Below are 15,506 nucleotides of genomic sequence, written 5' to 3' on the forward strand. Positions count from 1 at the left end.
TTCAACGGGGGTGCACGCCCGTTTTCGTTGTTCCGCGCCGGTTTCGCCAGCGATGTGTTCGTAGTCACGCCGGTCTCGAAATTCCGGGTCGTCAGGCGGCGAACCCGGGTTCGGTGGTCGTTTTGCGAGGTCACGCTGCGTGCTGTTATCCGACCGCAACCGCCGTTAACCCAACTGGTGAGTAACCTGCCGCGAACGAACTCGTTGCCCCAGTGTGACGCCGATCGCCTCGGTGTCGTCGGGCGTGTGCGGAGGTGCGTGGATGGGTGTCGAGGTGGTCGTCGAGGGTCTGACCAAGTCCTTCGGCAAGCAGACCATCTGGCAGGACGTCACGCTCACGTTGCCGCCGGGTGAGGTCAGCGTGATGCTCGGGCCGTCGGGTACGGGCAAGAGCGTGTTCCTGAAGTCGTTGGTCGGGTTGCTCAAGCCCGAGCAGGGCAGGATCGTCATCAACGGCACGGACCTCGTGCGGTGCTCCGAGCACAGGTTGTACGAGATCCGGAAGATGTTCGGCGTCCTGTTCCAGGACGGCGCGTTGTTCGGGTCGATGAACCTGTACGACAACATCGCCTTCCCGTTGCGCGAGCACACCCGCAAGACCGAGGCCGAGGTCCGGCGGATCGTCCTCGAGAAGATGGAGATGGTCGGTCTCGTCGGTGCGGAGAAGAAGCTCCCCGGTGAGATCTCCGGCGGTATGCGCAAGAGGGCCGGTCTCGCCCGTGCGCTGGTGCTCGACCCCGAGATCATCCTGTGCGACGAGCCGGACTCCGGGTTGGACCCCGTCCGGACCGCCTACCTCAGCCAGTTGCTGATCGACCTCAACGCGCAGATCGACGCGACGATCCTGATCGTCACGCACAACATCAACATCGCTCGGACCGTGCCGGACAACCTCGGGATGCTGTTCCGGCGGGAACTCGTCATGTTCGGGCCGCGTGAGGTGCTGCTGACCAGCGACGAGCCCGTGGTCGAGCAGTTCCTCAACGGCCGGCGGCTCGGGCCCATCGGCATGTCCGAGGAGAAGGACCAGGCCACGATGGCCGCCGAGCAGGCCCATGCCGACGCCGGGCACTCGGACGGGTCGCCGGACGAGGACATGCGGGGTGTCGTGCCGCAGCTGGAGCCGACGCCAGGACTGCCCTACCGGGATGCGGTGCGGCGGCGGAAGGACCGGGTCATGTCGATCATCCACCAGCTGCCGTTCGAAGCCCAGCAGGGGATCATCGCGAGCCTGACGAGCGAGGAGCAGGCGCGGTACGGCGTGCACGTCGGAACGCCCGTCGCCGCTCCCGCACCCTCCCCCTGGCCTCGGCACGGTGGTGTGCTGTGAGCACCCAGACCTTTCCCGGGGCCGGCGCCCTGCGGGAGACCGGCAAGCTGTGCCAGCTCGGGATCGACGTCGTGCGGACGTCGTTCCGGCGGCCCTTCCAGCTGCGCGAGTTCATCCAGCAGAGCTGGTTCATCGTCAGCGTGACGGTGTTGCCGACGGCGCTCGTGTCGATCCCGTTCGGTGCGGTCATCGCGCTGCAGCTCGGGTCGCTGACGCGGCAGATCGGTGCTCAGTCGTTCACGGGTGCGGCGAGCGTGCTGGCGATCATCCAGCAGGCCAGTCCGATCGTGACGGCGCTGCTCATCGCGGGTGCGGGTGGCAGTGCCATCTGCGCGGACCTCGGGTCGCGGAAGATCCGCGAGGAGATCGACGCGATGGAGGTGCTCGGCGTCAGCCCGATCCACCGGCTCGTGGTGCCGCGGGTGCTGGCGGCGATGCTGGTGTCCGTGCTGCTCAACGGCATGGTCAGCGTCGTCGGTGTGCTCGGCGGCTACTTCTTCAACGTGATCATGCAGGACGGCACGCCCGGCGCGTACCTCGCGAGCTTCTCCGCGCTGGCGCAGCTGCCCGACCTGTGGATCAGCGAGCTCAAGGCGCTGATCTTCGGGTTCATCGCGGGCATCGTCGCCGCCTATCGGGGCCTGAACCCGGCCGGTGGGCCGAAGGGCGTCGGGGACGCGGTCAACCAGGCCGTGGTCATCACGTTCCTGCTGCTGTTCTTCGTCAACTTCGTCCTCACCACGATCTACCTGCAGGTCGTGCCCGCGAAGGGGAGCTGATGGCGAACAAGGTGCTGTCCACCCTGGACGGGTTCGGCGACCAGCTGTCGTTCTACATCAAGGCGCTGGCCTGGACGCCCCGCGCGCTCAAGCGGTACTCCAAGGAGACGCTGCGGCTGCTGGCCGAGGTCAGCTTCGGCAGCGGTGCGCTCGCGGTCATCGGCGGCACGATCGGCGTGATGGTCGGGCTGAGCGTGTTCACCGGAACCGTCGTCGGCCTGCAGGGCTTCACGGCCCTCAACCAGATCGGCACGTCCGCGTTCGCCGGCTTCGTGTCCGCCTACTTCAACACCCGCGAGATCGCGCCGCTGGTCGCGGGACTGGCGTTGAGCGCCACGGTCGGGTCCGGCTTCACGGCCCAGCTCGGCGCGATGCGGATCTCCGAGGAGATCGACGCGCTGGAGGTCATGGGCATCCCCAGCCTGCCGTTCCTCGTGACCACGCGGATCATCGCGGGCTTCGTCGCGATCATCCCGCTCTACGTGATCGGCCTGCTGACGAGCTACCTGGCGGCGAGAACGATCACCGTCGAGTTCTACGGGCAGTCGGCCGGCACGTACGACCACTACTTCAACCTGTTCCTGCCGCCGATCGACGTGCTCTGGTCGTTCGGCAAGGTGCTGGTCTTCGCGGTCGTGATCATCATGACCCACTGCTACTACGGCTACCGCGCGTCCGGTGGCCCCGCCGGTGTCGGTGTCGCGGTCGGCCGCGCGGTGCGGACCGCGATCGTCACGACGGCGCTGCTCGACTTCTTCCTGAGCCTCGCGATCTGGGGCGCGACGACGACGGTGAGGATCGCGGGATGATGCCGAAGAAGGGGTCGCAGCGCGTTCTGGGCATCGCCTTCCTCCTCGCGATCGCCATGTTCCTGTCGCTCACGGTGGCGCTCTACAAGGACGTCTTCAGCGACTACGTCAAGGTCACGCTCAAGACCGACCGCATCGGCAACCAGTTGCAGACCGCGAGCGACGTCAAGGTGCGCGGGCTGATCGTCGGCTCGGTCAAGGCCGTGCGCACCAGCGGTGACGGCGCCGAGCTGGAGCTCGCGCTGCTGCCGGACAAGGTGGAGCAGATCCCCGCCAACGTGAGCGCGCGGCTGCTGCCCAAGACGTTGTTCGGCGAGCGGTACGTGAACCTCGTGCTGCCGCGGCAGAAAGGCGCGGCCATCACGGAGGGCGCGGTCATCGAGCAGGACCGCACCAGCAGCGCGATCGAACTCGAACGCGTGCTGGACAACCTGATGCCGGTGCTGCAGGCGATCCAGCCGGAGAAGCTCGCCACCACCCTCACCGCGTTGTCGCAGGCGCTCGACGGCCGCGGCAAGCCGCTCGGCGAGACGCTGGTGTCGCTCGACTCCTACCTCGGCGAGCTCAACCCGCAGCTGCCCGCGTTGAAGGAGAACATCTCCCGGCTCGCGGACGTCTCGAACGTCTACGCGGACGCCGCGCCGGACCTGCTGCAGGCGCTCAACGACATGACCACGACGACCAAGACCGTCGTCGAGCAGCGCGACAACCTGCTGTCGCTCTACGGCACGCTGACCACGACGTCGCAGGACCTCACGAGCTTCGTCACGGTCAACAAGAACAACATCATCAACCTCGCCGGCACGAGCCGCCCGACGCTCGAGCTGCTCGCGAAGTACGCGCCCGAGTACCCCTGCCTGCTCAAGGGCCTCGCTGAGTTCGAACCGATCATCAGCAAGGCGTTCGGCCAGGGCACCAACGAGCCCGGTCTGCACATCACGCTGGAGATCACGCAGAACCGCGGCAAGTACCGGCCGAACCTCGACGAGCCCGAGTACCGCGACAAGCGCGGACCCCGCTGCTACGACCTGGTCCCGAGGCCGGACCCCTTCCCGCAGTACCCGCCGGACGGGCCGGTGCAGGACGGCTCCAGCTCACCGCCGCCCGCCCGCGTCGCGAACGACGGGGTCCTGCCGCCCGGCTCGACCATCCCGTCGTCCGCCCAGGACGCCGTCAACCTCGCCAACTCGCCGGAGGAGGCGCGGCTGGTCGCGGCGCTGTTCGGACCCCGCGTGGGCGTCGAGCCGCAGGACATGCCGGGCTGGTCGAGCCTGCTGCTGGGACCGCTGGTCCGAGGAGCGGAGGTGACGGTCAAGTGAAGGGCGTGCTCGCACCGCTGCTCAAGTTGATCACCTTCGCGCTGGTCACGATCCTCGCCACGACGCTGCTCGCGGTGACCATCGCCAACGTGAGCCTCGGCGCCGCCACGGGCTACAAGGCGCAGTTCACCGACGTCACGGCGTTGAACGAGGGTGACGACGTCCGCATCGCCGGCGTCCGCGTCGGCCAGGTCGACGAGATCAGGGTCGTCGACCGCAAGACCGCCGAGGTGGCGTTCTCGATCGACGGCGACCGCGAGCTGCCGGAGTCGGTGACGGCGACGATCAAGTACCGCAACCTGGTGGGGCAGCGGTACATCGCGCTGGAGTCCGGCACGGGCGACACCAGCGCCGTGCTGCCCGAGGGCGGCACCATCCCGCTGGACCGCACGAAGCCGGCGCTGGACCTCACGGTGCTGTTCAACGGCTTCAAGCCGCTCTTCCAGGCGCTGTCGCCGGAGGACGTGAACAAGCTGTCGTTCGAGATCATCCAGGTGCTGCAGGGAGAAGGCAGCACGATCGACAGCCTGCTGCAGCACACGGCGTCGCTGACCAGCACCCTCGCGGGCAAGGACAAGGTGATCGGCGAGGTCGTCGACAACCTCAACACCGCCCTCGAGACCGTGAACTCGCGCGACGAGGACTTCACCAACCTCGTCGTCACGTTGCAGGCGCTGGTGTCCGGCCTCGCGCAGGACCGCCAGCCGATCGGTGACGCGATCACCGCGCTCGGCGACCTGACCCAGGCCACCTCCGGGCTGCTGGAGCAGGGGCGCGAGCCGTTGCGCAACGACATCGCGCAGCTCGGCATCGTCTCGAAGACGCTGGGGGACAGCGAGGCCGTGGTCGACGGCATGCTGCAGCGCCTGCCGAACAAGCTGGAGACGATCACGCGGACCGCGACCTACGGCTCGTGGTTCAACTTCTACCTGTGCGAGGCCAGTGGCCAGGTCGCCGTGCCGCCGGTCATCAGCAACCCGATCCCGATCACGGCGCTGCCGGTGACACAGCAGAGGTGCCGCCGATGAAGACCACCAACCCGATCAGGACCGGCGCGATCAGCCTGACGTTGATCGCCCTGGTGCTGCTGGCCGCGTTCTACTCCGACGACCTGCCGATCGTCGGCGGCGGCACGAGCTACGCCGCGGACTTCAGCGAGGCCGCGGGACTGGTGCCCGGCAACGAGGTGCGCGTCGCCGGCGTGAAGGTCGGCAAGGTCACCAAGGTCAAGCTCCACGGCGACAGGGTGCGGGTGACGTTCAAGGTCAAGGACGCCTGGGTGGGCGACCGGACGACCGCGATGATCCGCATCAAGACGTTGCTGGGCCAGAAGTTCGTGGCGCTGGACCCGCAGGGCAGCCAGCCGCTGTCGCCGGGCACCCCGATCCCGAAGGAACGCACGCTCGCGCCGTACGACGTGAACGAGGCGTTCAACGGGCTCGCGACGACGGTCGGCCAGATCGACACCAAGCAGCTCGCGGACAGCTTCACGGTCCTGTCCGACACCTTCAGGAACTCGCCGGAGCACGTCCGCGGCGCGCTGGACGGCCTGTCCGCGCTGTCGAAGACGATCTCCTCGCGCGACGAGCAGCTCGCGAAGCTCCTGGACAACACCCGGCAGCTGACCAAGACGCTCGCCGACCGCAACGCGGAGTTCGAGAAGCTGCTGTCGGACGGCAACCTGCTGCTCGGCGAACTGCGCAAGCGCCGTGAGGCGATCAGCGCGCTGCTGACCGGCACGCGCGACCTGTCCCGCGAGCTCGGCGGTCTGGTGCAGGACAACCAGAACCAGCTCAAGCCGGCCCTGGAGCAGCTCGGCCGGGTCACCGGGGTGCTGGAGCGCAACCAGGAGAACCTCGACCGCAGCCTCGCGCTGATGGCGCCGTTCTACCGGGTGTTCGCGAACACCCTGGGCAACGGTCGCTGGTTCGACACCTACATCTGCGGTCTGCTGCCGCCCTCGGTGAACCTCGGCGTCGTCGGGTTCAACGAGGAAGGCTGCCTGCCTCCGGGGGTGCGGCGATGACGGACGTGGCACAGAGCAGGGCCGGGCGCTTCATCGCGATCGCGTGCGTGCTCGCACTGGTCGTGACGGCGGCGCTCTGGTGGGTCTTCGCCGGCCTGAACGGGCGGAGGGTCACCGCGCACTTCGCGGCGGCCGTCGGCGTCTACCCCGGCGGTGACGTGCGGGTGCTCGGCGTGAAGGTCGGCACGATCGACGAGGTCACGCCCGAGGGCAGGACCGTGAAGGTCGTGTTCACGCTCGACCGCGACGTGCGGGTGCCCGAGACCGCGCAGGCCGTCGTGGTCTCGCCGAGCGTGGTCAGCGACCGGTACGTGCAGCTCGCGCCCGCCTACACCGGTGGCCCCGCGCTGGGTGACGACGCCGTGATCCCGCGCGAGCGCACCGCGACGCCGGTCGAGCTGGACGAGCTGTACTCGTCGCTCGACAAGCTAACGACCGCGTTGGGACCCAACGGAGCGAACGCCGACGGGGCGCTGGCCGACCTGCTGAACTCGGCGGCGAAGAACCTCGAGGGCAACGGCCAGGCGCTCAACGACACGCTGAAGAACCTGGGCCAGGCCACGCGCACGCTGTCGGGGTCCAAGGAGGACCTGTTCGCGACCGTGGACAACCTGCAGAAGTTCACCGCGATGCTGGCGGCGAACGACAGCCAGGTGCGGGACTTCAACAAGCAGCTCGCCGAGGTGTCGAAGATGCTCGCCGACGAACGCGGCGACCTCGGTGCCGCGCTCTCGGAGCTCGCCACCGCGCTGGGACAGGTGCAGGGGTTCGTCAAGGACAACCGCGAGGTGCTCAAGTCCAACGTGGACAAGCTCGCGACGATCACGCAGGTGCTCGTGAACCAGCGGGCGGCGCTGGCCGAGACGCTCGACGTCGCCCCGCTGGCCCTGGGCAACCTGCAGAACTCCTACAACGCGGCGTCCGGCACGCTCGACACCCGCGCGAACATCAACGAGCTGAACCAGCCGCCGATCGTGCTGGTCTGCAAGCTCGTGCAGCAGGCGACGCCGAACAACGTGCCACCCGTGCTCGCGCAGACGTGCAAGCAGCTGGAGCCGTTGCTGACCGGCGCGGTTCCGCTGAAGTCGCCGGCCGAGGTGCTGGGCGACCTGAACGCGGGCAGGCTGCCGCTGCCCCTGCCGCTCGCGGGGGTGCCCCAATGAGGTCAGGTGCAGTGAGGTCGGGTGCGGTGAGGTCAGGTGCGGTGAGGAAGTCACTGGCGGGACTGACCGCGGTGCTGCTGGTCTCGGGCTGCGGCTCCGGCGGCTTCGACGGCGTCTACACCATGCCGCTGCCCGGCGGCGCCGACGTCGGCGACCACCCGTACCGCGTCAAGGCGCGGTTCCAGGACGTGCTCGACCTCGTGCCGCAGGCCGGCGTGAAGGTCAACGACGTGCCGGTGGGGCGCGTGGAGAAGATCGACCTGGGCTCCGACGGCTGGACCGCCGAGGTGACCATGCTGGTCAACGGCGACGTGCGGCTGCCGGCCAACGCGTTCGCGAAGCTGCGCCAGTCCGCACTGCTCGGCGAGAAGTTCGTGGAGCTCGGCAAGCCCTCCGACGCGACCGGCACGCTGGCGGACAACGCGGTGATCCCGTTGTCGAAGACCAACCGCAACCCCGAGGTCGAAGAGGTCTTCGGCGCGTTGTCGATGCTGCTCAACGGCGGTGGTGTCGCGCAGCTGCAGAACATCACCAAGGAGCTCAACGCGGCGATGGAGGGCAACGAGCAGGAGATCCGCTCGTTGCTGGGCAACCTCAACACGTTCGTCGGGGAGCTCGACAAGCACAAGGCGGAGATCGTGCGCGCGCTCGACTCGATGAACCGGCTCGCCGGGACGCTGGCCCAGCAGCGCGAGAAGATCGCCGTCGCGCTGACCGACCTGGAGCCCGGCCTGCGCGTGCTGGCGGAACAGCGCACCCAGCTCGTGACGTTGCTGAAGTCCCTGGACACCCTCTCCGACGTCGCCACGGACACCGTGAACCGCAGCCGTGACGACGTCGTGGCGGACCTGAAGGCGTTGCAGCCGACGCTGACGAAGCTCGCCGAGTCGGGGCAGAACCTGCCGAAGTCGCTCGAGCTGCTGCTGACCTACCCGTTCCCGGACGAGGCGCTCGACGGCATCAAGGGCGACTACACCAACGCGTTCATCGACCTCGACCTGAACCTCGGGACGGTCGTCGACAACCTGGGCCGGTCGCGGCAGTCGCCGGTCGACTCGCTGCTGCCGACACCGGGCACGCCGTTGCCGCTGCCGAACATCCCGCTGCCGAACATCCCGCTGCCGAACCCCGGGCAACCGACCGGGTCCGGGCTGGGCGACCTGCTCGGCGGTCTGCTGGGAGGGGGTCGCAAGTGATCCTGCGGTCGACGAAGCTCAAGATCGGCGCGTTCGTGCTGGTCGCATTGCTGGGCATCTCGTACGTCAGCGCGACGTACGTGGGCCTGTTCAAGTCGGCGTCGACGGTCGTGACGATGCAGCTCGCCGACTCCGGCGGCATCTTCACCAACGCCGAGGTCACCTACCGCGGCGTCACGATCGGCCGGGTCGGGCAGCTGCGGCTGACCTCCGACGGCATCGAGGTCGACCTGGAGCTCGACGCGGACGCCCCGCGCGTGCCGGCCGCGACCGAGGCCGTCGTGGCCAACCGGTCCGCCGTCGGTGAGCAGTACGTGGACTTGCGGCCGAAGTCGGACGAGGGCCCGTTCCTGCAGGCAGGGTCGGTCATCCCGCGCTCGGCGACCAAGACGCCGCCGCCGGTCGACGGGCTGCTGTCCAACCTGGACGCGTTCGCGTCGTCGGTGCCCACGGACTCGTTGAAGACCGTGGTCGACGAGCTGCACACGGCGTTCAACGGGACCGGTGGCGACCTCCAGCTGCTGATCGACAACACCGCCGCGTTCACGGCCGCCGCGCGCGAGCACCTGCCGCAGACCACGAAGCTGCTCGCGGACGGGCGGATCGTGCTCGGCACGCAGGCCGCCGCCGGTGGCGCCATCCGGTCGTTCAGCGGCGACCTGCGGCTGCTCGCCGAGCAGCTCAAGGCCTCCGACGGCGACCTGCGGCGGCTCATCGTCGCCGTGCCGCCCGCGTCCGAGCAGGTGTCGGCGTTGCTGAAGGAGAGCGGGCCGAACCTCGGGGTGGTCTTCGCGAACCTGCTGACCACGTCGAACATCCTCGTGACCAGGCGCGACGGTCTGGAGCAGATCGCCGTGACGTACCCGATCGCCGTCGGTGGCGGTTTCACCGTGGCGCCGGGCGACGGGACGGCCCACTTCGGGCTCGCGCTGAACGTCTTCGACCCGATGCCGTGCACGGTCGGGTACGAGGGCACGACCATCCGCACGGGTGACGACACGTCCGCCGCGCCGCTGAACACGCAGGCCTACTGCGCTCTGGCGCGCGGGTCGGCGACGTCGGTGCGAGGCTCGCAGAACGCGCCGTACGGAGGAACGCCGACGACACCGGTGGGCAACGCGACGACGCAGCCCGGTCAGGAGCCGGCCGGGCAGCAGGCGGTGCCCGAGGCGCCGCTGCTGACGTCGCTGGGCCAGCTGCTCGGTTTGCCAGAGGAGAAGAAGTAGTGCGGATCTTCACCGCCAGAACGGTCCTGGGTGTCGCCGCGGTGCTGGCGGTGCTGGCGTTCGGCTTCGCGGCGTACGCGGGCGTGGCCTGGTACTCGGCGTCGCACTCGTCGGAGTCGTCGTTCGCCGCGACGCGCGACGAGGCCCTGCGCTCCGGCCAGGTCGGCATCACGAACTTCCTGACGCTCGACTACCGGAAGGTCGACGAGGACCTGCAGCGCTGGCTCAGCTCGTCGACCGGCGACCTGCGCGCCGAGATCGACAAGGACAAGGACTCGCGCAAGAAGCAGCTGGTCGACGCCAAGTCCGTGACGACGTCGAAGGTGCTCGACGCCGCGATCACCGAGCTGGACGACCGCGCGGGCAGCGCCTCGATGATCGCCGTCGTCGAGAGCACCGTGACGCCCGACGGCGGCCAGAAGGTCACCAAGATCAACCGGTACCTGACCGAGCTCACCCGCACCGAGGACGGCTGGAAGCTGAGCCGGCTGGGCCCGCTGCGGGCCGGCGTCTGATCCGGCCAGAGTTGATTGGACGAGTGCACGTGCCCCCATCCCGCCGCCGCCCCATCCCCACGCCGCCCGCAGGAGGCCGCCCGAAGGTGGCCGGTCTGAACCGGCGTCCTGCCGCCTCCCCGGCCGAGCCCGCCGAGTCCGTTGAGCCGGCTGAGCCCGTGCCCGCCGCTCCGGCCGCGGTCGAGGAGCCGGTCGAGGAGTCGGAGCTCAAGGCGCCGGCGCCGGTCGAGTGGGAGCCGGCGGTGAAGAAGCCGTCGGGCAAGAAGGCCGCGGCGGCGGACAGGGCCGCTGCTGACGAGCCTGCCGCTGCCGAGGCCGTGGACGAGCCCGCTCAGAAGCCCGCCGCGGCCGAGAAGGCCGACGAGCCGCCGACCGCGAGGACCGGCTGGCTGCTCCCGGTGTCGCTGCTGGTGGTGGCGGTGCTGCTGGGCGGTCTGGGCACGTTCTTCCTGGTGAAGTCGCGTGCGGTGGCCTACGACTCGGCCCTGGTCGACTCGGCCACCACCTCGGCCGTGAACGGCCAGGTCCGCGAGGTCGTCGAGAAGTCGTTCTCGTACAACTTCGCCGACGTCGAGGCCACCGAGAAGGCCGCGAAGGAACTGCTCACCGGCAAGGCCCTGTGCCAGTACAACGCCGTCTTCGGCCCGGTGAAGGAAGTCGCGCCGCAGCAAAAGCTCGTCGTGACCGTCCGAGTGGTCTCCTCGGCCGTGTCGTCCCTCAAGGACGGCCGCGCCGCCGTCCTCGTCTTCGCCGACCAGGTCACCACCCGCACGACCGACAACCAGACCGGCGGCGGCACGGCCATGCTCCGCGTGAGCGCCGTGGACGACGGCGGCCGCTGGAAGATCGACAACATGGAGATGTTCGGCGCGACGGCCGAGCAGACCCGCCAGCTCCAGGGCTGCTGACGGGTCTGCCGCGGACCTGCCGCCCGGAGGCTCTGGCAGGCTTCGGAGCGCGTCGACCGGGCCTGCCTCCTGCGCCCGTCCGCCCGCGAGCCGACCGCGCGGGGCCGCGCCACGCGCCATTGGGACCCTCCGGAGTGACGCGGGCCGCCCTGACCACCCCGCCGCGGTGCCGCCGGCCGCGAGCCCCGGCACGACCCCTTCCAAGATCGTTTGGCCCGGCCCCGCTCCGGGTACCTGATCTCCGCCCGCTAAGGTCAACTCTCCGCGAGGTCGCCTCAGGAGCCCCGGAAGCACCGAACCGACGTCCTCCGCCAGCCCCGACACACGTGATCTCGGTCACACGAATTCTCGTGGCGCTCTGTGAGACCGCTTGAAGCCCGTCAACTTCCCACCAAACCGGCCGCACGCGTGTTTGTGCAGGTCAGTTGGACGAATGGGCGTGAGCGCCGCTCCATCCAGAGGGTGGATCGGTCCGCAACATCTTGACTGCGCGCTCATGCAGGGTCACTCTGTCGGTGAGCAAGAGGAGGGTCCTTCCAGGTGCCTCTCGACAGTCGCCGTGCGCGTGGCTAGACTGCCCCTTTGCGCTGCCCATTTTCCGCTTGCCCTTCGCCGAGAGCGTGGATTAGTCGGGCATCGCCGCACCCTTGACAGCCGTGCTAGTTCGCTCTAGCCAGCTATTTGTCCCTGGAAGGACGCATCTTGGCGATCTCTCGCGCGACCAAGGCCACTGCTGCGACCAACTCCACGTCGGGGATCCCTGGAGCGCCGAAGCGAGTCTCCTTCGCGAAGATTCACGAGCCGCTTTCGACGCCCAACCTGCTTGACCTGCAGATCCAGTCCTTCGAATGGCTCACCGGTGACGAGGCGTGGTTCCAGCGCCGCGTCGACGCCGGTGACGAGACCCCGACGGGCGGCCTCGAAGAGGTCCTCAACGAGATCTCGCCGATCGAGGACTTCTCCGGCTCCATGTCACTGTCCTTCTCCGACCCGCGCTTCGACGAGGTCAAGGCCTCGACCGAGGAGTGCAAGGACAAGGACATGACGTACGCGGCACCTCTGTTCGTCACGGCCGAGTTCACCAACCACACCACTGGCGAGATCAAGAGCCAGACGGTGTTCATGGGTGACTTCCCGATGATGACGAACAAGGGCACGTTCATCATCAACGGCACCGAGCGCGTGGTGGTTTCCCAGCTCGTGCGTTCGCCCGGTGTGTACTACGACACCGCGGTCGACAAGACGACCGACAAGGACGTCTTCAGCGTCAAGATCATCCCGTCCCGGGGTGCTTGGCTGGAGTTCGACGTCGACAAGCGCGACACCGTCGGTGTCCGCATCGACCGGAAGCGTCGCCAGCCGGTGACGGTGCTGTTGAAGGCTCTGGGCTGGAGCACGGAGCAGATCCGCGAGCGGTTCGCGTTCAGCGAGACGTTGCTGACCACGCTCGAGAAGGACCACACCGCGGGTACCGACGAGGCGTTGCTCGACATCTACCGCAAGCTGCGTCCGGGCGAGCCGCCCACGAAGGAGTCCGCGCAGGCCCTGCTGGAGAACCTGTTCTTCAAGGACAAGCGCTACGACCTGGCGAAGGTTGGCCGCTACAAGGTCAACAAGAAGCTGGGCCTGGACACCGACATCAACACCGGTGTGCTGACCGAGGACGACATCGTCACGACGATCGAGTACCTCGTCCGCCTGCACGCCGGTGAGACGATGATGGACGGCGCCAACGGCACCGAGGTTCCCGTCGAGGTCGACGACATCGACCACTTCGGCAACCGCCGTCTGCGCACGGTCGGCGAGCTGATCCAGAACCAGATCCGCGTCGGCCTGTCCCGCATGGAGCGCGTCGTCCGCGAGCGCATGACCACGCAGGACGTCGAGGCCATCACGCCGCAGACCCTGATCAACATCCGTCCCGTCGTGGCGGCGATCAAGGAGTTCTTCGGCACCTCGCAGCTGTCGCAGTTCATGGACCAGACCAACCCGCTCGCGGGTCTGACCCACAAGCGCCGCCTGTCGGCGCTGGGTCCCGGTGGTCTGTCCCGTGAGCGGGCCGGCATGGAGGTCCGCGACGTCCACCCGTCGCACTACGGCCGCATGTGCCCGATCGAGACGCCGGAAGGCCCGAACATCGGCCTGATCGGTTCGCTCTCGTCCTACGCGCGGGTCAACCCGTTCGGCTTCATCGAGACGCCGTACCGCAAGGTCGTCGACGGCCGGGTCACCGACCAGATCGACTACCTGACCGCGGACGAGGAAGACCGCTTCGTCAAGGCGCAGGCGAACTCGCCGACCGACGACGAGGGCAACTTCACCGACGACCGCGTCCTGGTCCGCAAGAAGGGCGGCGAGGTCGAGTTCATCGACCCGACCGACGTCGACTACATGGACGTCTCGCCGCGCCAGATGGTGTCGGCCGCGACGGCCATGATCCCGTTCCTCGAGCACGACGACGCGAACCGCGCCCTGATGGGTGCGAACATGCAGCGCCAGGCCGTGCCGCTGCTCCGCTCCGAGTCGCCGCTCGTCGGCACCGGCATGGAGCTGCGCGCCGCCGTCGACGCCGGTGACGTCGTCGTCGCGAAGAAGACGGGTGTCGTCGAGGAGGTCTCCGCCGACTACATCACCGTCATGGCCGACGACGGTGCGCGCAACACCTACGCGCTGCACAAGTTCCGCCGCTCGAACCAGGGCACCTGCATCAACCAGAAGCCCATCGTCAACGAGGGCGACCGGGTCGAGGTGGGCCAGGTCCTGGCCGACGGGCCGTGCACCGAGAACGGTGAGATGGCGCTCGGCAAGAACTTGCTCGTGGCGATCATGCCGTGGGAAGGCCACAACTACGAGGACGCGATCATCCTGTCGCAGCGCCTCGTGCAGGACGACGTTCTCACCTCGATCCACATCGAGGAGCACGAGATCGACGCCCGCGACACGAAGCTCGGCGCCGAGGAGATCACCCGGGACATCCCGAACGTCTCCGAGGAGGTCCTGGCCGACCTCGACGAGCGCGGCATCATCCGCATCGGTGCCGAGGTGCAGCCGGGCGACATCCTCGTCGGCAAGGTCACGCCCAAGGGCGAGACCGAGCTGACGCCGGAGGAGCGCCTGCTCCGCGCGATCTTCGGTGAGAAGGCGCGCGAGGTGCGCGACACCTCGCTGAAGGTGCCGCACGGCGAGTACGGCAAGGTCATCGGCATCCGCGTCTTCTCGCGCGAGGACGACGACGAGCTGCCTCCGGGCGTCAACGAGCTCGTCCGCGTCTACGTGGCCCAGAAGCGCAAGATCCAGGACGGTGACAAGCTCGCCGGCCGCCACGGCAACAAGGGCGTCATCGGCAAGATCCTCCCCGCGGAGGACATGCCGTTCCTCGAGGACGGCACGCCGGTCGACATCATCCTGAACACCCACGGTGTGCCGCGTCGTATGAACATCGGCCAGGTGCTGGAGACCCACCTCGGGTGGATCGCCAAGCAGGGCTGGAGCGTCAACGGCGACCCGGACTGGGCGAAGAACCTGCCGGAAGAGCTGTACGACGTCGAGCCCGGCACCAAGACCGCGACCCCCGTCTTCGACGGCGCCAAGGAAGAGGAGATCACGGGCCTGCTCGGCTCGACGATCCCGAACCGCGACGGCGAGCGGATGGTCAAGGAGAACGGCAAGGCGCAGCTCTTCGACGGTCGCTCCGGCGAGCCGTACCCGTTCCCCGTGTCGGTCGGCTACATGTACATCCTGAAGCTGCTGCACCTGGTGGACGACAAGATCCACGCGCGTTCGACCGGCCCGTACTCGATGATCACGCAGCAGCCGCTGGGTGGTAAGGCGCAGTTCGGTGGTCAGCGCTTCGGTGAGATGGAGTGCTGGGCGATGCAGGCGTACGGCGCCGCATACACCCTGCAGGAACTGCTCACCATCAAGTCCGATGACGTGCTCGGCCGCGTGAAGGTCTACGAGGCCATCGTCAAGGGCGAGAACATCCCGGAACCCGGTATCCCGGAGTCCTTCAAGGTGCTGCTCAAGGAGCTGCAGTCGCTCTGCCTCAACGTCGAGGTCCTGTCTTCGGACGGTGCCGCGATCGAGATGCGCGACGGCGACGACGAGGACCTGGAGCGCGCGGCCGCGAACCTCGGCATCAACCTGTCGAGGTCCGAGTCGCCCTCCGTGGACGACGTCGTCAACTAGTCACCTCGCCGGCCAGGGAGCGCAACGCCTCCCGTCCCGAAAGGGAT

At 68.3% G+C, this 15,506-nt stretch carries 12 protein-coding genes; all 12 read left to right on the forward strand.

All coding sequences use genetic code 11. The features are described from left to right. Positions 1-262: 262 nt before the first annotated feature. The 12 genes from BLQ91_RS01075 (at position 263) to rpoB (ending at position 15,459) form a co-directional block, all read left to right on the forward strand. A complete protein-coding gene (locus BLQ91_RS01075) occupies positions 263-1,330 on the forward strand; it encodes an ABC transporter ATP-binding protein (protein ID WP_090095900.1) in 1,068 nt (355 codons plus the stop codon). Next, complete coding sequence (locus tag BLQ91_RS01080; RefSeq protein ID WP_090094684.1) at positions 1,327-2,109, forward strand: MlaE family ABC transporter permease; 783 nt, start codon at positions 1,327-1,329, stop codon at positions 2,107-2,109. Before BLQ91_RS01075 ends, BLQ91_RS01080 begins: the two co-directional genes overlap by 4 nt. Continuing rightward, positions 2,109-2,918 (forward strand): MlaE family ABC transporter permease, encoded by an 810-nt coding sequence (locus tag BLQ91_RS01085; RefSeq protein ID WP_090065886.1) that lies wholly within the window; start codon positions 2,109-2,111, stop codon positions 2,916-2,918. Before BLQ91_RS01080 ends, BLQ91_RS01085 begins: the two co-directional genes overlap by 1 nt. Next, the gene (locus BLQ91_RS01090) at positions 2,915-4,237 is read left to right on the forward strand and encodes an MCE family protein (RefSeq protein ID WP_342670600.1); all 1,323 of its coding nucleotides are present in this window, start codon (positions 2,915-2,917) and stop codon (positions 4,235-4,237) included. The genes BLQ91_RS01085 and BLQ91_RS01090 overlap by 4 nt, the downstream gene beginning before the upstream one ends. Further along, positions 4,234-5,265 carry an MCE family protein gene (locus BLQ91_RS01095; protein ID WP_090094685.1) on the forward strand — a complete coding sequence of 344 codons (1,032 nt, stop codon included), beginning with the start codon at positions 4,234-4,236 and terminating at the stop codon, positions 5,263-5,265. The genes BLQ91_RS01090 and BLQ91_RS01095 overlap by 4 nt, the downstream gene beginning before the upstream one ends. Further along, complete coding sequence (locus tag BLQ91_RS01100) at positions 5,262-6,263, forward strand: MCE family protein (protein WP_090095902.1); 1,002 nt, start codon at positions 5,262-5,264, stop codon at positions 6,261-6,263. The genes BLQ91_RS01095 and BLQ91_RS01100 overlap by 4 nt, the downstream gene beginning before the upstream one ends. Next, positions 6,260-7,426 carry an MCE family protein gene (locus BLQ91_RS01105; RefSeq protein WP_090094686.1) on the forward strand — a complete coding sequence of 389 codons (1,167 nt, stop codon included), beginning with the start codon at positions 6,260-6,262 and terminating at the stop codon, positions 7,424-7,426. Before BLQ91_RS01100 ends, BLQ91_RS01105 begins: the two co-directional genes overlap by 4 nt. Positions 7,427-7,467: 41 nt before the next feature. Continuing rightward, entirely contained in the window at positions 7,468-8,622 is a 1,155-nt protein-coding gene (locus BLQ91_RS01110) for an MCE family protein (RefSeq protein ID WP_245732929.1), read from the forward strand. Then, the gene (locus BLQ91_RS01115) at positions 8,619-9,848 is read left to right on the forward strand and encodes an MCE family protein (protein ID WP_090094688.1); all 1,230 of its coding nucleotides are present in this window, start codon (positions 8,619-8,621) and stop codon (positions 9,846-9,848) included. Before BLQ91_RS01110 ends, BLQ91_RS01115 begins: the two co-directional genes overlap by 4 nt. Further along, positions 9,848-10,363 (forward strand): nuclear transport factor 2 family protein, encoded by a 516-nt coding sequence (locus BLQ91_RS01120; RefSeq protein WP_090094689.1) that lies wholly within the window; start codon positions 9,848-9,850, stop codon positions 10,361-10,363. Before BLQ91_RS01115 ends, BLQ91_RS01120 begins: the two co-directional genes overlap by 1 nt. An 86-nt stretch (positions 10,364-10,449) precedes the next feature. Beyond that, positions 10,450-11,271, forward strand: a complete 822-nt coding sequence (locus BLQ91_RS01125) for a hypothetical protein (RefSeq protein ID WP_143022475.1) — start codon at positions 10,450-10,452, stop codon at positions 11,269-11,271. A 702-nt stretch (positions 11,272-11,973) separates the two neighbouring features. Next, positions 11,974-15,459 carry a DNA-directed RNA polymerase subunit beta gene (gene rpoB, locus BLQ91_RS01130; protein WP_090095903.1) on the forward strand — a complete coding sequence of 1,162 codons (3,486 nt, stop codon included), beginning with the start codon at positions 11,974-11,976 and terminating at the stop codon, positions 15,457-15,459. Positions 15,460-15,506: the final 47 nt, after the last annotated feature.

The sequence above is a fragment of the Lentzea jiangxiensis genome, from assembly GCF_900104175.1.
Taxonomy (GTDB): Bacteria; Actinomycetota; Actinomycetes; order Mycobacteriales; family Pseudonocardiaceae; genus Lentzea; species Lentzea jiangxiensis.